The organism is Paracraurococcus ruber (genome assembly GCF_004353985.1).
Lineage (GTDB): Bacteria > Pseudomonadota > Alphaproteobacteria > Acetobacterales > Acetobacteraceae > Paracraurococcus > Paracraurococcus ruber.
In genome coordinates, this window is sequence record NZ_SMOA01000007.1 from 16,707 (window position 1) to 35,552 (window position 18,846).

The window sequence follows — 18,846 nt, forward strand, 5'->3', positions numbered from 1 at the left end:
GGCGGCGCGGCGTCATCCCAGCACGGTGCCCGGGGGCAGCGGGAAGCCGCGCAGGACATCGGCCGCCGGCAGCGCGCCACGCCCGGGGCGCTGCAGCCGCAGCAGGCGCAGCGCGCCGGAGCCGCAGGCGATGGCGGGCGCGGCGTCGAGCACCGTTCCGGGTGCGCCGGCGCCCTCGGCCGGCTCGGCCGCCAGCACCCGGATCGCCTCGCCGGCATGGAGGAGATAGGTGCCGGGCCAGGGATTGAGGGCGCGCACCCGGCGGTCCAGCGCGGCGGCATCCTGCGACCAGTCCAGCCGTCCATCCTCCTTGGCCAGCTTGGCGGCATAGGTGACGCCGGCCTCCGGCTGCGGGACCGGGATGGGCGCCGCTTCCAGGGCGCGCAGGATCAGCTTGGCGCCAAGCGCGGCGAGCGCATCGTGCAGTTCCGGCGTCGTCATGCGCGGGCCGATCGGCACCTGGCCCGCCAGCAGCATGGGGCCGGTGTCCAGCCCTTCTTCCATCTGCATGATGGTCACCCCGCTCTCGGCATCGCCGGCGAGGATGGCGGCCTGGATTGGCGCCGCGCCGCGCCAGCGCGGCAGCAGCGAGGCATGGATGTTCAGGCACCCCAGCCGCGGCGCCGCCAGCATCGGCGCCGGCAGGATCAGGCCGTAGGCCGCGACCACCGCCGCATCCAGGCCGAGATCGGCGAAGGCGGCATGCTCCGCCGCGTCCTTGCGCAGCCGTGCCGGCGTCCGGACCGGCAGGCCGAGCGCCAGCGCCGCCTTGTGCACCGGGCAGGGCGTTTCCTTCTGGCCGCGGCCAGCGGGGCGGGGCGGCTGGCAATAGACCATGGCGATCTCGTGCCCCGCCGCATGCAGGGCACGCAGTGCGGGCACGGCGAAATCCGGGCTGCCCATGAAGGCGAGGCGCATGCCGCCGGTCCCTAGCCCCGCCCGCCGCTCACGCCCGGGCCTTCGCCTTCAGTTCCTTGGCCAGCTTGCGCAGCAGCATGTTGCGCTTCAGCGCGCTGATGTGGTCCACGAAGAGCACGCCATCGAGGTGGTCGTATTCGTGCTGCAGGCAGGTGGCGAGGAGGCCGTCGGCCTCGATCTCCTTCCGCGCGCCGGTCAGGTCCTGGTACCGCACCTTCACGCGGGCGGGGCGGGTGACATCGGCATACTGGCCGGGCAGGGAAAGGCAGCCCTCCTCCCGCACCGCCAGTTCCTCCGAGACCGCGACGATCTCCGGGTTCACCAGCACCATCGGGTCCCGCGCCTCCTCCTTCTGGAGGTCGACGACGAACATCCGCAGCAGGCTGCCGACCTGCGGCGCCGCCAGGCCGATGCCCGGGGCCTTGTACATCGCGTCCAGCATGCGCGGGGCGAGGGCCCGGACCGCGTCCGCGTCCCCCGGGCCGACCGGGCGGGCTTTCTGCCGCAGCCGGGCATCGGGCACGAGGAGGATGGGCAGCGTCTCGGCATCGGACATGGCGGGCCGGAGGTAGCCCCTGCGTGACCCCCTTGCAACGGCCGCGTCCGGCGACAACCTCTCCAGCGTGGCCGGGTGCTTCGGGCCTGGCCGCCCGCTTCGCTCCGTTCTGGGGAGGCTCGTCATGTCACGCCCGTCGGTCTTCGGTTCGCCGCTCTTCCTCGGCTTCGACCATCTCGAGCAGATGCTCGACCGAGTCGCCAAGAATGCCGACGGCTACCCCCCCTACAACATCGAGCAGACGGCCGAGGCACGGCTGCGCATCACCCTGGCCGTCGCCGGCTTCGCGATGGACGACCTGCAGATCACGCAGGAGGACAACCAGCTGGTGATCCGCGGCCGGCAGAAGGACGACAGCGACGGCCGCATCTTCCTGCACCGGGGGATCGCGGCCCGGCAATTCCAGCGCGCCTTCGTGCTGGCCGAGGGGATCGAGGTGGAGGGGGCCTGGCTCGACAACGGCCTCCTGCACGTGGATCTCCGGCGGCCGCAGCCGGAGGTGCGGGTGAAGACCATCCCGATCGGCGGCGGCCATGCCACGCCGGCCTCGGCCAAGGTCAACGGGGCCGCACGGTCCGTTGTGGATGGGCGTGCCGCGCGGGGGGAATGACCCGCCCCGCAGGGTGCCCCGAACAAGCCGGAGCGGCGGGGCGAACCCGGCGGCCCATACGGCGCTTGGTTCTCTCCGTGGCTCCAGACCGCATGGGCTTCGGCCATGCCGGAAGGAGACTTGAGCGATGAAGAACAGCAATTCCGCCCACACTGCCACCCAGGGGCCCGAGAGGGCCATGCCGGCCGCCGACTGGGCCCGCTTCGGCGTGGAACAGATCGCCTATATCCGCCCCGTGGTGGTGAACGGGGTGCATGCCATGGCGATCCATGCCGCGGACGGCACGCCGATCGGCGCCGCCCCGACTGCCGACCTGGCGATCGCCGCCATCCTGCAGCACGAGATGGCCCCGGTCCGCGTGCACTGAGACCGGGCAGGGCGGGTAGCGGGAGGGGGGCGGAACGCCGCCCCAACCTGCCGCCCCGACCGGCCGGGGGGGATCCCGTGGCTGGCGCCGCCGGTCAGGGCGCGAAGCCGGCCGGCCGCGGCAGGTCCGGCCGCTCGGCAAAGAGCCGTGACCAGGCGGCGCGGGCGATCCGGTCGGCCGCGCCGATGATCGCCGGCTCGTCCATGGTCAGCACCCGGCCGTCCCGCATCACCCAGCGCCCGTCCACCATCACGCCGTCCACGTCGCCGGCCTGGCCCTGGTGGACGAAGGCCGAGACGATGCGCAGCCGCGGCACCAGATGGGCCCGGTCCGTCCGCACCAGGATCAGGTCGGCCTTGTTGCCGGGCGCCAGCCAGCCGCCATCCGGCATGCCCATGGCGGCGTAGCCGTTGCGCGTGGCCCAGCGCAGCGCCTCCTCCGGCGCCGGGTCGCGGCCATCCTCCCGCCGGATGCGCTCCATGAAGAGGCCGGTGCGCATCGCCTCCACCATGTCCTCCGCCATGTTGTCGGTGCCGATCCCGATCCGGCAGCCCGCCGCCTGCAGCACCGAAATGCGCGGCGACAGGCCGCGGCGGGCGGCGATGGCCGGGTTGAAGGACACCTGCGCGCCGGCCCGGCCGAGGATTTTCTCCTCCACCGCCGCCATGCAGCGACAATGGGCGCAGATCAGCCGGTGGTGCAGGAAGCCGCTCTCGGCCAGGTATTCGGTGGGCAGCATCCCGCGATGCGCCTGCACCGCCGCCACCTCACCCCAGATCTGGTTCAGGTGGATGGTGGCGGGGGCGTCCAGCCGATCGCGCAGGTCGGCCAGGCGGCGCAGCAGCCCGGGTGAGCACATGTCCGGCGCCCAGGCGGAGACGCCGACGCGGATGCGCCCCTCCGCCTTGCCGTCCCAGGCGGCGTGCAGCGCCGCGATGCGGCCCAGGCTGCGCTCGGCCAGCGCCTCGGACGCCGCGAAGGGGGAGGGATCGCCGATATCGGCGCCGGTCCGGTCCCAGGCCCGTTCGGTCAGCAGCATGCGCAGGCCGGTCGCCGCCATGGCGGGGGCGTGGCGGGCGAGGTCGGCGCCATCCTCCAGCAGGGCGGTGGTGCCGCTGCGGATCGCCTCCAGCGCGCCGAGCTGGCACATCACCACATGCTCCTCCGCCGACAGGGCGGGCAGGGGCAGGGGCGACAGGCCGCCGCAGAAGGGCGGCCTGTGCGGCGGCGAGAGATCCTCGAAGACGCCGCGCGCCAGAGTCATGCCGAGATGGGTGTGCAGATTGGCGAAGCCCGGCAGCACGGCGCGGTCGCGCCCGTCGATGGCCTCGGCCTGGGGGAAGCGGGCGCGCAGGTCTGCCGTGGGGCCGAGCGCGGCGATGCGGCCATCCTCGATGGCGATGGCGGCGTCGTGCAGCACCGCATCGGCATCGTCGGCGGTGACGATGGTGGTGCCCTGGATGAGGATGGTCATGCTGCCCTCCCGCGCCGCTGCGCGGATGGGAGCAGGCGATGCCGCCGCAGGCAAGCTTTCGGCCGGGACGCGCCCCGGTGCCCGTTGCCGGCAGGGGCGGGTCATCCCGGCCAGCATGGATGCCGACCGGGATGGCGTCTCGCCGCCGGTGCAGCCGCCAGACCCGCGGGGCACCGCGCCGGCCTGCGCGCGTGCTGCCCGGCCGCAGGATCCAGGATGCCCGCGTCCGGGTCGCATGCCGGCCAGCATGGATGCTGACCGGCATGATCATCGGGTTTGGCGCGCAGGCGCCACGCCAACCCTACGCACCGGCATCGCGCGTGATCGGCATCGGTGCCGGGCCCTGCCCAACCGCCGCGGCGCGCGCTGCGGGAAGCCGGCCTGCGAGGGCCGGGACCGACCAACAAGGCAATCCCGGCGCGGCACAGCGCGCCCGGTGCCGCGACGTCGGCGGCTATGCCGCCGGCGCGTCGATCCAGCCGATGCAGCCATCCGGCCGCCGGTACACCACGTTCAGCGCGCCGGAGCCGCTGTTGCGGAACATCAGCACCGGCTGATGCGTGAGGTCGAGGCGCATCACCGCCTCCCCCACCGTCAGCCGGGCGATCTCGGTCGGCTGCTCGGCCACCACCACGCCGTGGTCCGGCTTGGCCGCCTCGGCCGGCAGGTCCTCTGTCTCCTCCTCGTGCTGCAGCACGTATTGCGTGGCCGTCTCCGCCTCGGCCTCGCGCGGCTCCGCCATGCTGCGCGCATGGTCGTTCACCCGGCGGCGGTAGCGGCGCAGGCGCTTCGCCACATGCTCCGCCGCCACCTCGAAGGCGCGGTGCGCATCGGCGCCTTCGCCTTCGCCCCGCATGAACAGGTTGCGGCCGGCCTTGAGGTTGATGTCGCAGGCGAAGGCGCCGGCCTTGCCCTTCACGTCGCGGCGGAAGGTGACGTTCGCTTCCAGCGCATGGTCGAAATACTTGCGCGTGATGGCGGCGAGGCCTTCGCGGACATGGGTCTGCAGCGCTTCCCCGGTCTCGACCTGCTTGCCGGCGACGGTGACATGCATGGGGGCGAACCCTCCTTCTCCCTGGGGCGGGAAAGGGACGCCCGGCGGGGCAAGCGGCGACGCGGATGGTTCGCAACTTGGACCATCGCGCCCCGTATGCATGCCGTCCGGCGACGCGGGTGGCCCGGCCGCCGGCCGGCAGGATCAGGCCGGGACGGCCTTCTCCCTCTTGCGCTGCACGGAAGATGGGATGCGCAGCGCCTCCCGGTATTTGGCCACGGTTCGGCGGGCGATGTCCACGCCTTCCGCGCGCAGCCGCTCGACGATCGCATCGTCGGACAGCACGGCCTCCGGGTCCTCGGCCGCGATCATCGCCTTGATCCGCCAGCGCACCGCCTCGGCGCTGTGCTGCTCCCCGCCATGGGTGCCGGAGATGGCGGTGGTGAAGAAATACTTGAGCTCGAAGGTGCCGCGCGGCGTCGCGATGTACTTGTTGGCGGTGACGCGGCTCACCGTGCTCTCGTGCATCTGCACCTCCTCGGCGATGTCGCGGAGGATGAGCGGGCGCAGATGCTCGACGCCATGGCGGAAGAAGGCGTCCTGCCGGCGCACGATCTCCTGCGCCACCTTGATGATGGTGCTGGCGCGCTGCTCCAGGCTCTTCAGCAGCCAGTTGGCGCTCTGCAGGCGCTCGGCCAGGAAAACCTTGTCGTCCTTGCTGCGGGCGCCGACCTGGCAGCGGGCGTAGAAGCCGCGGTTGACCAGCACGCGCGGCATGGTCTCCGGGTTCAGCTCCAGGATCCAGCCGCCATCCTCGGCCCGGCGCATCAGCACGTCCGGCACCACGGCGGGCGCCGGCGGCATGTCGAAGCTCGCGCCCGGCTTCGGGTCCAGGCGCTTCAGCTCGGCGATCATCTCCGTCAGGTCTTCTGCATCGACGCCGCAGACCTGCATCAGCCCGGCCCGGTCGCGCCGCGCCAGCAGGTCGAGGTTGTCGAGCAGGGCCTGCATCGCCGGGTCCAGCCGGTTCTGCTCGGCCAGCTGCACCGCCAGGCATTCCGCCAGGGTGCGGCAGAACATCCCCACCGGCTCGAAGCGCTGCAGCCGGGCGCGCACGGCGGCGACCCGCGCCACCTCGCAGCCCATCGCCTGGGCGATGACCGAATCCTCCACCGCCAGCCGCCCGGCCGGATCGACCAGCGCGACCATCTGCGCCGCGATCAGCCGGTCGCGCAGGTCGCTGAAGCCCAGCCGCACCTGCTCGCCCAGCTGCTCCCGCAGGGACCGGCCGCCGGCGGCCAGGTCCTCGACGCCCGAGAGATCCTCGGCGAAGTCGGCGCGGCCGCCGCGGCCATAGGGCGATTCATAGCCGCCGCCGTCATAGACATTGTCCCAGTCGGCATCGAGCGGCGCGGCGCCGTCGGTCGGCAGCGCATCCGACACCGCCGCCGCATGCGCATCCGGCAGGTCGGGCGCCGCCGGCAGCGGGTCCACCCGGTGGCCGTCATCCGGCCCGGGCGTCGCCCGCTCGTCCCGCTCCAGCAGCGGGTTGCGCTCAAGCTCCTCCTCGACGAAGGCGGTGACCTCCATGTTGCTCGACTGCAGCAGCTTGATGGCCTGCCGCAATTGCGGCGTCATCACCAGCGACTGGGACTGCCTGAGATCGAGACGTGGAGCGAGGGTCACGGGCCTACCGCCGGGTGCCGATGCGCCACACTATCGCGGCGCACCGGGCGGTGTGGGCGCCCCCGGTGCCTCCATCCCTGGTCATAGGCTGAACCGCTCGCCCAGATAGACCCGCCGCACGCCCTCATGCGCCACGATGTCGCGCGGCGCGCCTTCCATCAGCACCTGCCCGTCATGCAGGATGTAGGCGCGGTCGATGATCTCCAGCGTCTCGCGCACATTGTGGTCGGTGATCAGCACGCCGATCCCACGGTCCTTCAGGTGCTTCACGAGGTCCCGGATCTCCCCGACCGCGATCGGGTCGATGCCGGCCAGAGGTTCGTCGAGAAGGATGTAGGAAGGGTGAGTGGCGAGCGCCCGGGCGATCTCGCAGCGCCGCCGCTCCCCGCCCGACAGCGCCAGGGCCGGGGCGCGGCGGAGATGGGCGATGCCGAATTCGGCCAGCAGCGCGTCCAGCATCTGCTCCCGCCGGTCGCGCACCGGCTCCACCACCTCCAGCGCGGCGCGGATGTTGTCCTCCACCGACAGGCCGCGGAAGATCGACGCCTCCTGCGGCAGGTAGCCGAGGCCGAGGCGGGCGCGGCGGTACATCGGCAGGCGGGTGACGTCATGGCCGTCCATGACCACCTGTCCCTCATCCGGCTGCACCAGGCCGGTGATCATGTAGAAGGTGGTGGTCTTGCCGGCGCCATTGGGGCCGAGCAGCCCCACCGCCTCGCCCCGCTTCAGGTTGATCGAGACGTTCCGCACCACCGGCCGCTTGCGGTAGCGCTTGCCGAGGCCGTGCGCGGCCAGCCCGCCCTCGCCCGGGACGGCGCGCAGCATCGGGGCGGGAAAGGCCTCGTTCACCGGCCGATCCTCACGCCGCCGGCGCCGGGCGCCGGCTGGGGCTGGCCTTGCCCCTGCCCCTGTCCCGGGGGCTGGCCCTGGCCAGGCTGGCCTTCCTGCTGCGGCACGATCAGCCCCTGCACGCGGGCGCCCGGGGCGGAGACCAGCCTGGCGACGCCCGTGCGCATGTTCACGATGGCCTCCCGGCCGTTGACCTGGTTGTCGCCGCGGGTGATGCGCACCTCCCCCAGCAGCCGGGCCATGCCGGTCTGGGCGCTGTAGACGCCGCGATCGCCGCGCACGACCTCGGTCGGGGTGCGGATCTCCACATTGCCGTAGGCCTCGACCCGGTCCATGCGGCCGGCGCCGGGCGGCTCCCGCTCCCCCGGGGCGGCCACCGGGCGGGGCTGCGGCGGGGCGTTCGGCGTCCCCGGCCCTTCGAGGAAATAGGCGACCAGCGTATCGGCCCGGATGCGGCGGTTCTCCGCCGGCTCCACCACCAGCGCCCCGCCGCGCGCCACCGCCATCCGCCGCTGCGACCAGTATTCCAGGCTGTCCCGGGCGGTGATGACCTGCTGCGGGGTGGTCAGCGACAGGTCGCGGCCGGTCAGCACCATCACCGCCTGGTCCACGTCATAGACCGCGCGGTCGCCCTTCGCGGTGTCGGTGGCGGTGCGGATGGTGACGCGGCCCTCCGCCTCCAGCCGCCAGATCTCGTTGCTGCCGCCCGGGCTGGCATCGGCCGGGGCGGCGGCGGGCTGGGTGGGGGACGCGGCGCCGCGGCCGCCGGCCGGGCGATAGCGGGCGAGCAGCCGGTCCGCATCCACCGTCACGCCGGCACGCACGGCGCGGGCATTGCCGCGGGCGATCACCACCTGCTCCGCCTGGCGCCATTCGATGCCGTCCTGCGCCGTCAGGTCCACCGGCCCGCCCTGCGACAGGTCGATGCCCTGCGCCGCGGCCGGGCCGGCCAGCGCCAGCAGGCCGAGGAGGAGGCGGCCGCGCCGGGTCATCGCCCGCCCTCCAGCACCGCATGCGACTGGCCGGTGAAGATCAGCACGGCGCCGCGGTCGCGCAGGCGGAAGCCCTGGGCGGTCAGCGTGCCGAAGCCGCCCTGCGCGGCCACCGGGGAATCCCCGCTGGCCGTGCCCTCGTTCAGCAGCACCTCGGCGGTCTCGGTCACGAACATGGTCCCGTTGTCGTGGTAGATCGTGACCTGGCCGGCCAGGTCGAGCCGGCCGGCGGCCTTGTCGTAGCGGCCGGTCCGGGACTGGATATAGATCCAGGCCCCGTCCTGCAGGAGGATGTCGCCGCGCGGCTCCTCGAGGTTCAGGATCTCCGCCGCGCCTTCCTGCTGGCCGGCCCGGGCGGTGATGGTGAAGGGGCGGTTCAGCTCGTCGACGCCCTGGTAGCGCGGGTTCACCACCCGCAGCGCCTCCGCCACCGGCTGGATGGTCCGGCGGAAGGACACGCGGGATCGCTCCTCGTTCCCCTCGATCTCCGGCCAGAACACCACGGCCGAGAGGAGGGCGAGGGCGAGCACCGGCAGCAGGCGCTTGGCCCAGGCGACCAGGAAGCGCCGCCGGGCCAGCTGCCCGCTGGTGGGCGCGCGCCGGCTGCGGGACGGTGCCGGCATCATCGCCCGGTCCGCCGGCGCGGCACGCGCGGGGGCTGGGCGGATCGGCGAACGGTCCTGCTTCAAGGGCGGGCCCCAGGCCGGACGGAGCCGTCGCCGGGCCGAGGCCAACCCATCGGCCGGGGGATCGAAGGATGCGGGAAGCGGTGCACGCCGGGATGTATGGGCCGCTGCCGCCCGGGGGTCAACGCGTCCGGCCGGGCGTCAGACAAGAATCATGCCAAGGTGTGGCCGAACCGGTCGCCGGCCGGTTCGATCCAGGACCATCCGCCCGCTGCCTCAATGCGACAGGATGTCGGGATCGGCATAGCCGAGCAGGTCGAGCGCCCCGCGCGCCGGCAGGAAGCGGAAGCAGTCCCGCGCCAGTTCCAGCCTGCCCTCCCGCGCCAGCAGCCCTTCCAGGCGGGCCCAGAGCGCATGCAGGTGCAGCACGTCCGACGCCGCATAGGCCATCTGCTCCGCGGACAGGTCCGGCGCGCCCCAGTCGCTGCTCTGCTGCTGCTTGGAGATCTCCACCCCCAGCAACTCCTTCAGCAGGTCCTTCAGCCCGTGCCGGTCGGTGAAGGTGCGGACCAGCTTGGAGGCGACCTTGGTGCAGACCACCGGCGCGACGGTGACGCCGAGATGCAGGTGCAGCGCGGCGCAGTCGAAGCGGGCGAAATGGAACAGCTTGGTGACGGCCGGGTCCTGCAGCAGCCGCTTGAGGTTCGGGCAATCGGCGCCGCGCCCCCCCATGGCGGTCGGGACGATCTGCACCAGATGCGCGTCGCCGTCGCCGGCGGAAAGCTGCACCAGGCAGAGCCGGTCGCGATGCGGGTTCAGCCCCATCGTCTCGGTGTCGATCGCAACGATCGGGCCGAGGTCGAGGCCGTCGGGCAGGTCATGCCGATGGAGATGGATCACCGCAGGGCTCCGTGCAGGGGCGCCGCGGGCGAAGAGGGTGGTTCGCACGGGGCCGGAAGGCGGGGTCAGCGGGGCCGGTTCCGGCAGGCCCCCGCGGGGCGCGGGGGAGATGGTGCCCAGGAAAGGACTCGAACCTTCACGACCTTGCGGTCACTGGCACCTGAAGCCAGCGCGTCTACCAATTCCACCACCTGGGCACAGGGTGCGGAGCCGACGGGTTGCCTCCGCCGGGAGCGCGGGAATAGAGCCCGTGGCCGGGGTGCGTCAAGCGGCGACTGGCCGGATTTTCGCGCCGCCGCGCGACGTCGCGCCGGCCGGCGGGAACTGCCGCAGGCGGCGCGGCTTGGCGCTGCGGGACCGCCACCATATGGTCCGCCGCCAGTCCAGCCCTGGAGCCCCCACAGCATGCGCGGAAGCACGGTTCGCAAGGTCGCCACGGTCTTCGGGGGTTCCGGCTTCATCGGCCGCTACGTGGTGCAGCGGCTGGCCAGCCTCGACTACGTGGTGCGGGTGGCGGTCGGCCATCCCGATGCCGCCCGCTTCTTGCTGACCCAGGGCCGCGTCGGGCAGATCGTGCCGCTGGCGGCCAGCGTCGCCGATGCGGGCGCGGTCGCCCGCGCCGTCGCCGGCGCCGACCTGGCGGTGAACCTGGTCGGCATCCTCCATGAGCGGAAGCCGGGCGATTTCCGCCGGCTGCAGGCGGAAGGCGCCGGGACCGTCGCCCGCCTGGCGGCCGAGGCGGGGGTGGAGCGGCTGGTCCATGTCTCGGCGATCGGCGCCGACCCGGCCAGCCCCAGCCAGTACGGCCGGACCAAGGGAGAGGGCGAGGCGGCGGTGCGCGCCGCCTTCCCGCAGGCGGCGATCCTGCGGCCTTCGATCGTCTTCGGGCCGGAGGACCAGTTCTTCAACCGCTTCGCCGGCATGGCCCGCTTGCTGCCCGTCATGCCGGTGGTGGAGGGGGCGACGCGCTTCCAGCCGGTCTATGTCGGCGACGTGGCGGATGCGGTCATCGCCGCCGCGACCCGCGAGGATGCGCTGGGGAAGACCTTCGAGCTGGGCGGGCCGCGGGTCTGGAGCTTCCGCGAGCTGCTCCGCTTCATCCTGGAGACCACGGGCCATCGCCGGCCGATGCTGGACATGCCGGCGGGGCTGGTGCGGCTGCAGGCCCGGTTGTCCGAGCTGTTGCCGAACCCGCCCCTGACCCGCGACCAGCTGCTGATGCTGCAGCGCGACAACCTGGTGGCGCCGGGGATGCCGGGGCTGGCGGAACTGGGCATCGCGCCGAAATCGGTGGAGGCGGTGGTGCCCGGCTACCTCGCGCGCTTCCGCCCGGGCGGTGGGCGTCGCCCCATCGCGGCCTGAAGGGCCCGGATCGGACCTATCGTCGCGCGGAAGCTTGCCATCTTCTGAAGGGTTGTCGGGCGAGCGTCGAAATAAGGACAGCTTTGCTGCCATAACGGCGAGAAAAGACTCGCGCCGGGCTTCGCGACTGCGTATTGCTGCGCACAACGCCCGGCGTGGGCGGCGGGATGCGCTTGCCCTGCGGCGGCGCTGCCCACCGTGCGCGCCTTCGACCCGCCCCCGACGAGGATCGCCGCCATGGCCGACCGGATGCTGCAATTCGTGCGCCTCTCCCAGGCACAGCCGGAAAAGCGCGACGTCGCGGCCCGCCGGTCCGACTTCGGCGAGATCTACCACTACGACCAGTTCGACACCGGCGCCGCGGCGCAGCAGGCCAGCCGCTGCAGCCAGTGCGGCGTGCCATTCTGTTCCGTGCACTGCCCGCTGAACAACAACATCCCGGACTGGCTGAAGCTGACCGCCGAGGGACGGCTGGAGGAGGCCTATGAGGTCTCCGCCGCCACCAACACCTTCCCCGAGATCTGCGGCCGCATCTGCCCGCAGGACCGGCTGTGCGAAGGCAATTGCGTCATCGAGAAGGGGTTCGAGAGCGTCACCATCGGCGCCGTCGAACGGTACATCACCGACACCGCCTGGGAGAAGGGCTGGGTCCAGCCGCCCACCCCGCGCAGCGAACTGCCCTACAGCGTCGGCATCATCGGCGCCGGCCCGGCCGGCCTGGCGGCGGCGGAGAAGCTGCGGTTGCGCGGCTACCAGGTGCATGTCTATGACCGGCACGACCGCGTCGGCGGCCTGATGATCTACGGCATCCCCAACTTCAAGCTGGAGAAGGAGGTGGTGCTGCGCCGCTGGAAGCAGTTCGAGGCCGGCGGCATCCATTTCCACCTGAACAGCGCCATCGGCCGCGACGTGACGCTGGCCGCGCTGCGGGAACGGCACGACGCGGTGTTCATCGCCACCGGCGTCTACAAGGCGCGCGACATCGACTGCGTCGGCAGCGGGCTCCAGGGGATCGTCCCCTCGCTCGACTACCTCACCGCCTCCAACCGCGACAACCTGGGCGATGCGGTGCCGGAATTCGCCTCCGGCGCCCTCAACGCCAAGGGCAAGCGGGTGGTCGTGGTGGGCGGCGGCGACACCGCCATGGACTGCGTCCGCACCGCGGTGCGCCAGGGCGCGACCGCCGTCACCTGCCTCTACCGGCGGGACAAGGCGAACATGCCGGGGTCGATGCGGGAGGTGAAGAACGCCGAGGAGGAGGGCGTCACCTTCGAATGGCTGGCGGCGCCCGAGGCCTTCATGGGCGACGGGAAGGTCAGCGGCGTGCGGGCGGTGCGCATGCATCTCGGGCTGCCGGACGCGACCGGGCGGCAGCAGGTGGCGCCCATCCCGGGCAGCGCCTTCACCCTGCCGGCCGACATGGTCATCAAGGCGCTGGGCTTCGACCCGGAGGACCTGCCGAAGGCCTTCGACGAGCCCGCCCTGCCGGTGACCCGCTGGGGGACGCTGAAGGTGCACCACCGCACCATGATGACGGACCTGCCCGGCGTCTTCGCCGGCGGCGACATCGTCCGCGGCGCGTCGCTGGTGGTCTGGGCGATCCGGGACGGGCGCGACGCGGCCGACCAGATCGATGCCTATGTGAAGGCGAAGGCCGGCCGGACGCTGGCCGTGGCCGCCGAATGAGGCGGCTGCTTCCCCTCCTGCTGCTCGGCGCCGCGCTGGCCGGGCCGGCGGCGGCGCAGGACACCGCGCCCGAGCCGGCGCGGGCGGAAAGCCTGGCCGCCGCCCGGGCGCTGGTCGAGACCATCGGCGTGCGCAAGCAGGTGGAGACCATGCTGCTGCGGACGCGCGCCAGCATGATCGCCGGCCTGCGCCAGCGCGCCGGCACCCTGGCCGAGCCGCAGGTCGCCGAGCTGGTGGACCAGTACATCATGCCGGAAGTCCTCGCCCATAGCGGCGAGGTGGTGGAGGCGACGGTGGCGATCTATGCCGGCCGGCTGAGCGTGCCCGAGCTGCGCGACCTGGCCGCCTTCTACGCCACGCCGCTGGGCGCCAAGCTGCAGACCATCATGCCCGAGGTCTTCGCCGAGAGCCTGCGCTTCGGCCAGGCCTGGGGCGTCCGCATCGCCCAGGACGCCTTCGCCAAGCACCGCGAGGCGCTGCGCGCCCGCGGCCTCGCCCTCTGACCCCCGCCCCCGCGGAGCGAGCCATCATGAGCGCCACCGATTTCGCCGCCCGCTTCCCGACCGAGGCCGCCCGCCTGGCCGCCGAAGCGCATCTGGACCTGACCGAGCACGATGCCTGCGGCGTCGGCCTGGTCGCCGCGCTGGACGGCCAGCCGCGCCGCGCCGTGGTGAAGGCCGGCATCGACGCGCTGAAGGCGGTGTGGCACCGCGGCGCGGTGGATGCCGATGGCAAGACCGGCGACGGCGCCGGCATCCATATCGAGATCCCGCAGGATTTCTTCGCCGAGGTGGTGCAGCGCGGCGGCGACCGGCTGCGGCCGGGCCGCATCGCGGTCGGCATGGTGTTCCTGCCGAAGACCGATTTCGGCGCGCAGGAGCGCTGCCGGCAGATCGTCGAGACCGAGATCCTGGCCGCCGGCTACGCCATCTATTCCTGGCGGCAGGTGCCGATCAACGTCGCCTGCATCGGCGAGAAGGCGAATGCCACCCGCCCCGAGATCGAGCAGATCCTGATCTACGACCCGGAGCAGCGCGACGAGGCGGTCTATGAGCGCGACCTCTACGTCATCCGCCGGCGGATCGAGCGGCAGGCGATCGCCGCGCAGATCCCCGAGCTGTATCTCTGCTCGCTCTCCAGCCGCTCGGTCATCTACAAGGGCATGTTCCTGGCGGAGCACCTGACGGAGTTCTACCCGGACCTTGTGGACGAGCGCTTCGTCAGCCGCTTCGTGATCTACCACCAGCGCTATTCCACCAACACCTTCCCGACCTGGCGGCTGGCGCAGCCCTTCCGGACCATCGCCCATAACGGCGAGATCAACACGGTCCATGGCAACGCCAACTGGATGAAGAGCCACGAGACGCGGCTCTCCCACCCCTCGCTCGACGCCTATCTCGACGACATCAAGCCGGTGGTGCAGGCCGGCGGGTCCGATACCGCCACGCTCGACAACGTCTTCGAGCTGCTGGTGCGCGGCGGCCGCGACGCGCCCATGGCCAAGGCGATGCTGATCCCGGAGAGCATCGGCAACAACGCCACCATGCCGGCGGCGCATCGCGACTTCTTCCTCTACTGCAACGCGGTGATGGAGCCCTGGGACGGCCCGGCCGCCATCTGCGGCACGGATGGCCGCTGGGTGGTCGCCGGCCTCGACCGCAACGGCCTCCGGCCGCTGCGCTACACCCAGACCGCGGACGGGCTGCTGATCGTCGGGTCCGAGACCGGGATGGTGAAGGTCTCCGAGGAGCAGATCGTCGCCAAGGGCCGCGTCGGCCCCGGCCAGTGCATCGGCGTGGACCTGCAGGACGGGCGCTTCTATTCCGACGCCCAGCTGAAGGACATGCTCTCCGCCCGCCGGCCCTTCGGCCAGTGGACCGACCGCACCATCCGCATCGACGGCATCGTCCGGGCCGAGGCGGGCGAGCCGGTGGCCTTCCAGGGGGAGGCGCTGCGCCGCCGCCAGCTCGCGGTCGGCTACACGCTGGAGGAGCTGGAGACCATCCTGCACCCGATGGTGGAGGAGGCACAGGAGGCCGTGGGCAGCATGGGCGACGACACGCCCGTCGCCGTGCTGTCCGGCCAGTATCGCGGCCTGCACCACTATTTCCGCCAGACCTTCAGCCAGGTGACCAACCCGCCCATCGACTCGCTGCGCGAGACGCGGGTGATGACGCTGAAGACCCGCCTCGGGAATCTCGGGAACATCCTCGACGAGGACCCGACCCAGTGCGACATGCTGATGCTGGACAGCCCGGTGCTGTCCAACGCCGAATTCGCCGCCATGCGGCAGTACATGGGCGCCACCGCCTGCGAGGTGGACTGCACCTGGCCGGCGGCGGAGGGCGGGCCCGGCCTGCGCCGCGCGCTGGAGCGCATCCGGCGCGAGGCGGAGGAGGGCGTGCGCAGCGGCTGCGCCCATATCGTCCTGACCGACGAGCACCAGGGGCCGGAGCGCGCGCCGATCCCGATGATCCTGGCGGTGGGCGGGGTGCATTCGCACCTGGTGAAGACCTCGCTGCGGACCTTCACCTCGGTCAATGTCCGCACCGCGGAATGCGTCGACGTGCATTATTTCGCGGTGCTGATCGGCGCCGGCGCGACCACCGTGAACGCCTATCTGGCGCAGGAGAGCGTCGCCGACCGGCATCGCCGCGGCCTGTTCGGCGATGTCTCGCTCGAACAATGCGTCGCCCGCTACAAGAAGGCGGTGGACAAGGGCCTGCTGAAGGTGATGTCCAAGATGGGCATCTCCGTCCTGTCCTCCTATCGCGGCGGCATGAATTTCGAGGCGATCGGCCTGTCCCGCGCGCTGGTGGCGGAATTCTTCCCGGGCATCCCGTCCCGCATCTCCGGCATCGGGCTGCAGGGTATCGCCCGGCGGGTGCTGGCGCTGCACCGCACCGCCTGGGATGCCGAGGTGGTGACGCTGCCGGTCGGCGGCCTCTACAAGCTGCGCAAGCGTGGCGAGAGCCATGCCTTCGACGGCGGGCTGATCCACACGCTGCAGAAGGCGGTCGAGACCGACAGCTACACCACCTTCAAGCGCTACAGCGAAGCCGTCCGCAAGCTGCCGCCGGTCGCGCTGCGCGACCTGCTGGACTTCCGCAGCGAGGGGCGCATGGCGGTGCCGCTCGAGGAGGTCGAGAGCATCACGGAGATCCGCAAGCGCCTGGTCGCGCCCGGCATCTCCCTCGGCGCCCTCAGCCCGGAGGCGCATGAGACGCTGTCGATCGCCATGAACCGCATCGGCGCCCGCTCCGACAGTGGCGAGGGCGGGGAGGACCCGGCACGCGCCCGGCCGCGGCCGAATGGCGACAACGCCAACAGCGCCATCAAGCAGATCGCCTCCGGCCGCTTCGGCGTGACGGCCGAGTACCTGAACAACTGCAAGGAGATCGAGATCAAGGTCGCCCAGGGCGCCAAGCCCGGGGAGGGCGGGCAGCTGCCCGGCTTCAAGGTGACCGGGCTGATCGCCAAGCTGCGGCATTCGACGCCGGGCGTGACGCTGATCTCGCCGCCGCCGCACCACGACATCTACTCGATCGAGGATCTGGCGCAGCTCATCTACGACCTGAAGCAGATCAACCCTGATGCCACGGTCTGCGTGAAGCTGGTGTCGCGTTCGGGTATCGGCACCATCGCGGCCGGCGTGGCCAAGGCGAAGGCCGATGCGATCCTGGTGTCCGGCCATTCGGGCGGCACCGGCGCCTCGCCCGTCTCCTCCATCAAGTATGCCGGCCTGCCCTGGGAGATGGGGCTGTCCGAGACGCACCAGGTGCTGCAGCTCAACCGGCTGCGGCACCGCGTGAAGCTGCGGACCGATGGCGGCATCAAGACCGGCCGCGACGTGGTGGTGGCCGCCATGCTGGGGGCCGAGGAATTCGGCATCGGCACGGCGTCGCTGGTCGCCATGGGCTGCATCATGGTCCGGCAGTGCCACAGCAACACCTGCCCGGTCGGCGTCTGCACCCAGGACGAGACGCTGCGGCAGAAATTCGCCGGCAGCCCGGAGAAGGTGATCAACCTGTTCAGCTTCGTGGCCGAGGAGGTGCGGGAGATCCTCGCCTCCCTCGGCTTCCGCAAGCTGACCGACGTCATCGGCCGCACCGACCTGCTGAAGCAGGTCAGCCGCGGGTCGGAGGACCTGGACGACCTCGACCTCAACCCGCTGCTGGTGCAGGCGGATTCGGGCGGGCATGCCAGCTACTGCACGCTGCAGGGCCGCAACGAGGTGCCGGAGACGCTGGATGCCGACATGATCCGCGATGCCGCGGCGCTGTTCGAGCACGGCGAGAAGATGCAGCTGCAGTACAACATCCGGAACACCCACCGGGCGATCGGCACCAAGATCAGCAGCAAGATCACCCGGAAATTCGGCATGGCCGGGCTGCAGCCGGGCCACCTGAAGGTGCGGCTGCGCGGCAGCGCCGGCCAGTCGCTGGGCGCCTTCGCGGTCCAGGGACTCAAGCTGGAAGTCTTCGGCGACGCCAACGACTATGTCGGCAAGGGGCTGTCGGGCGCGACCATCGTGGTGCGGCCGGCGCCCTCCTCCTCCCTCGTCTGGAACGAGAACAGCATCATCGGCAACACCGTGCTCTACGGCGCGACGGCGGGCGAGCTTTTCGCCGGCGGCCAGGCCGGCGAGCGCTTCGCGGTCCGCAACAGCGGCGCGACGGCGGTGGTCGAGGGCGTGGGCGCCAATGGCTGCGAATACATGACCGGCGGCACGGTGGTCATCCTGGGGCCGGTGGGCGACAATTTCGGCGCCGGCTTCACCGGTGGCATGGCCTTCGTCTATGACCCGGAGGAGACCTTCGAGAAGCGGGTCAACCCGGACACGCTGCGCTGGTCCCGCCTCGCCTCCGCCCATTGGGATGGCGTTCTGAAGGGGCTGGTGGAGCGGCATGTGCAGGAGACGGGCTCGCGCCTCGGTGCCCGGCTGCTGAACAACTGGGCCCAGGAGCGCGGGCTGTTCTGGCACATCGTGCCCAAGGAATACGCGAAGTACCTGCCCGTGCCGATGGAGGAGGCGCCCGCCGTCGCGGCGGAGTAGGAACGGCCGGCGAAGGCGCCCGCGGGCGCTTTCCCCCCTGGCGCACGGGTGGCATAAGGCGGCCCGTGCGCATCCTCTATCACCTGCCGCTCTCGCCCTTCGCCCGCAAGGTCCGGCTTGCCCTGGCGGAGAAGCGCATCCCCTTCGAATTGCGCGTCGAGCGCGTCTGGGACCGGCGGCCCGAATTCCTGGAAATGAACCCGGCCTGCCAGGTGCCGGTCCTGCAGGAGCCGAACGGGCTCGCCATCGCCGACAGCTACGCCATCTGCGAATACCTGGACGAGGCCTACCCGGATACCGGCCTGTTCGGCCGCACCCTGGCGGAACGCGCCGAGGTGCGGCGGCTGGTCGCCTGGTTCGACGGCAAGTTCAACGCCGAGGTCACCCGCAACCTGCTGTTCGAGAAGCAGATGAAGCGGCTGCTGGGGCGCGGCAACCCGGATGCCTCGGCCATCCGCGCCGGCTACCAGAACCTGCGGCCGCACCTGGAATATATCGGCTGGCTGGCGGAAACCCGGTCCTGGCTCGCCGGCGCCTCGGTCAGCCTGGCGGATTTCGCCGCCGCGGCGCATCTCTCGGCGCTGGACTATGTCGGCGACCTGGACTGGAGCCTGAACGAGGCGGCGAAGGAGTGGTACGCCCGCTGCAAGTCGCGCCCCTGCTTCCGCGCCCTGCTGGCCGAACGGGTCAGCGGCATCACCCCGCCCGCCCACTATGCCGACCTGGATTTCTGAAGCCGCTTCCGGCCGTGGCCGGCGACACGGCAGCGG

16 protein-coding genes and 1 tRNA gene are annotated in these 18,846 nt (G+C 71.9%); 7 read left to right on the top strand and 10 right to left on the bottom strand.

What is annotated here, in order from left to right:
* Nucleotides 1-12 precede the first annotated feature (12 nt).
* Both fmt and def read right to left on the bottom strand, forming a co-directional pair.
* Entirely contained in the window at nt 13-918 is a 906-nt protein-coding gene (gene fmt / locus E2C05_RS03235; RefSeq protein ID WP_133218164.1) for a methionyl-tRNA formyltransferase, read from the bottom strand.
* A 28-nt stretch (nt 919-946) separates the two neighbouring features.
* Nucleotides 947-1,474, bottom strand: a complete 528-nt coding sequence (gene def / locus E2C05_RS03240; protein WP_133218165.1) for a peptide deformylase — start codon at nt 1,472-1,474, stop codon at nt 947-949.
* A gap of 124 nt (nt 1,475-1,598) precedes the next feature.
* Between def and E2C05_RS03245 the strand changes: the two genes are divergently transcribed.
* The gene (locus E2C05_RS03245) at nt 1,599-2,084 is read left to right on the top strand and encodes an Hsp20 family protein (RefSeq protein WP_133218166.1); all 486 of its coding nucleotides are present in this window, start codon (nt 1,599-1,601) and stop codon (nt 2,082-2,084) included.
* Nucleotides 2,085-2,211: 127 nt separating this feature from the next.
* Complete coding sequence (locus E2C05_RS03250; protein WP_133218167.1) at nt 2,212-2,451, top strand: DUF1150 family protein; 240 nt, start codon at nt 2,212-2,214, stop codon at nt 2,449-2,451.
* Between the two features lie 94 nt (nt 2,452-2,545).
* Here the strand turns inward: E2C05_RS03250 and E2C05_RS03255 are convergent, their stop codons facing one another.
* The 8 genes from E2C05_RS03255 to E2C05_RS03290 form a co-directional block, all read right to left on the bottom strand.
* Complete coding sequence (locus E2C05_RS03255; RefSeq protein ID WP_158291918.1) at nt 2,546-3,925, bottom strand: amidohydrolase family protein; 1,380 nt, start codon at nt 3,923-3,925, stop codon at nt 2,546-2,548.
* Nucleotides 3,926-4,379: 454 nt separating this feature from the next.
* Nucleotides 4,380-4,979: a ribosome hibernation-promoting factor, HPF/YfiA family gene (gene hpf / locus E2C05_RS03260; protein WP_133218169.1), complete on the bottom strand. Its 600-nt coding sequence runs from the start codon at nt 4,977-4,979 to the stop codon at nt 4,380-4,382.
* A 144-nt stretch (nt 4,980-5,123) separates the two neighbouring features.
* Nucleotides 5,124-6,605 (bottom strand): RNA polymerase factor sigma-54, encoded by a 1,482-nt coding sequence (rpoN, locus tag E2C05_RS03265; RefSeq protein ID WP_133218170.1) that lies wholly within the window; start codon nt 6,603-6,605, stop codon nt 5,124-5,126.
* Between the two features lie 81 nt (nt 6,606-6,686).
* Complete coding sequence (gene lptB / locus E2C05_RS03270) at nt 6,687-7,430, bottom strand: LPS export ABC transporter ATP-binding protein (protein ID WP_133218171.1); 744 nt, start codon at nt 7,428-7,430, stop codon at nt 6,687-6,689.
* A gap of 20 nt (nt 7,431-7,450) precedes the next feature.
* Nucleotides 7,451-8,446, bottom strand: coding sequence for an LptA/OstA family protein (locus E2C05_RS03275; RefSeq protein WP_133218172.1), 996 nt, complete (start codon nt 8,444-8,446; stop codon nt 7,451-7,453).
* Nucleotides 8,443-9,069, bottom strand: a complete 627-nt coding sequence (lptC, locus tag E2C05_RS03280; protein ID WP_133218173.1) for an LPS export ABC transporter periplasmic protein LptC — start codon at nt 9,067-9,069, stop codon at nt 8,443-8,445. The genes E2C05_RS03275 and lptC overlap by 4 nt, the downstream gene beginning before the upstream one ends.
* A gap of 279 nt (nt 9,070-9,348) precedes the next feature.
* Entirely contained in the window at nt 9,349-10,020 is a 672-nt protein-coding gene (locus E2C05_RS03285; protein ID WP_133218174.1) for a ribonuclease D, read from the bottom strand.
* A gap of 62 nt (nt 10,021-10,082) precedes the next feature.
* Nucleotides 10,083-10,169, bottom strand: a tRNA-Leu gene (locus E2C05_RS03290).
* Between the two features lie 208 nt (nt 10,170-10,377).
* Between E2C05_RS03290 and E2C05_RS03295 the strand changes: the two genes are divergently transcribed.
* The 5 genes from E2C05_RS03295 to fzlA all read left to right on the top strand — a co-directional run bounded on the left by E2C05_RS03295 (nt 10,378) and on the right by fzlA (nt 18,810).
* The gene (locus tag E2C05_RS03295) at nt 10,378-11,334 is read left to right on the top strand and encodes a complex I NDUFA9 subunit family protein (RefSeq protein WP_133218175.1); all 957 of its coding nucleotides are present in this window, start codon (nt 10,378-10,380) and stop codon (nt 11,332-11,334) included.
* A 237-nt stretch (nt 11,335-11,571) separates the two neighbouring features.
* Nucleotides 11,572-13,020, top strand: coding sequence for an NAD(P)-dependent oxidoreductase (locus tag E2C05_RS03300; protein WP_133218176.1), 1,449 nt, complete (start codon nt 11,572-11,574; stop codon nt 13,018-13,020).
* Nucleotides 13,017-13,523: a DUF2059 domain-containing protein gene (locus E2C05_RS03305; protein WP_133218177.1), complete on the top strand. Its 507-nt coding sequence runs from the start codon at nt 13,017-13,019 to the stop codon at nt 13,521-13,523. The genes E2C05_RS03300 and E2C05_RS03305 overlap by 4 nt, the downstream gene beginning before the upstream one ends.
* Nucleotides 13,524-13,549: 26 nt before the next feature.
* Nucleotides 13,550-18,076: a glutamate synthase large subunit gene (gene gltB, locus E2C05_RS03310; protein ID WP_133218178.1), complete on the top strand. Its 4,527-nt coding sequence runs from the start codon at nt 13,550-13,552 to the stop codon at nt 18,074-18,076.
* A 65-nt stretch (nt 18,077-18,141) separates the two neighbouring features.
* The gene (gene fzlA, locus E2C05_RS03315) at nt 18,142-18,810 is read left to right on the top strand and encodes an FtsZ-binding protein FzlA (RefSeq protein WP_133218179.1); all 669 of its coding nucleotides are present in this window, start codon (nt 18,142-18,144) and stop codon (nt 18,808-18,810) included.
* The last annotated feature ends 36 nt before the right edge of the window (nt 18,811-18,846 follow it).

Bases quoted from the DNA above. Each gene is read 5' to 3' on its own strand.
- hpf (WP_133218169.1), bottom strand. From the start codon at position 4,979: ATGCATGTCACCGTCGCCGGCAAGCAGGTCGAGACCGGGGAAGCGCTG.
- E2C05_RS03295 (WP_133218175.1), top strand. From the start codon at position 10,378: ATGCGCGGAAGCACGGTTCGCAAGGTCGCCACGGTCTTCGGGGGTTCC.
- lptB (WP_133218171.1), bottom strand. From the start codon at position 7,430: ATGCTGCGCGCCGTCCCGGGCGAGGGCGGGCTGGCCGCGCACGGCCTC.
- E2C05_RS03250 (WP_133218167.1), top strand. From the start codon at position 2,212: ATGAAGAACAGCAATTCCGCCCACACTGCCACCCAGGGGCCCGAGAGG.
- E2C05_RS03245 (WP_133218166.1), top strand. From the start codon at position 1,599: ATGTCACGCCCGTCGGTCTTCGGTTCGCCGCTCTTCCTCGGCTTCGAC.
- E2C05_RS03305 (WP_133218177.1), top strand. From the start codon at position 13,017: ATGAGGCGGCTGCTTCCCCTCCTGCTGCTCGGCGCCGCGCTGGCCGGG.
- gltB (WP_133218178.1), top strand. From the start codon at position 13,550: ATGAGCGCCACCGATTTCGCCGCCCGCTTCCCGACCGAGGCCGCCCGC.
- def (WP_133218165.1), bottom strand. From the start codon at position 1,474: ATGTCCGATGCCGAGACGCTGCCCATCCTCCTCGTGCCCGATGCCCGG.
- E2C05_RS03300 (WP_133218176.1), top strand. From the start codon at position 11,572: ATGGCCGACCGGATGCTGCAATTCGTGCGCCTCTCCCAGGCACAGCCG.
- lptC (WP_133218173.1), bottom strand. From the start codon at position 9,069: ATGCCGGCACCGTCCCGCAGCCGGCGCGCGCCCACCAGCGGGCAGCTG.
- E2C05_RS03275 (WP_133218172.1), bottom strand. From the start codon at position 8,446: ATGACCCGGCGCGGCCGCCTCCTCCTCGGCCTGCTGGCGCTGGCCGGC.
- E2C05_RS03255 (WP_158291918.1), bottom strand. From the start codon at position 3,925: ATGACCATCCTCATCCAGGGCACCACCATCGTCACCGCCGACGATGCC.
- fmt (WP_133218164.1), bottom strand. From the start codon at position 918: ATGCGCCTCGCCTTCATGGGCAGCCCGGATTTCGCCGTGCCCGCACTG.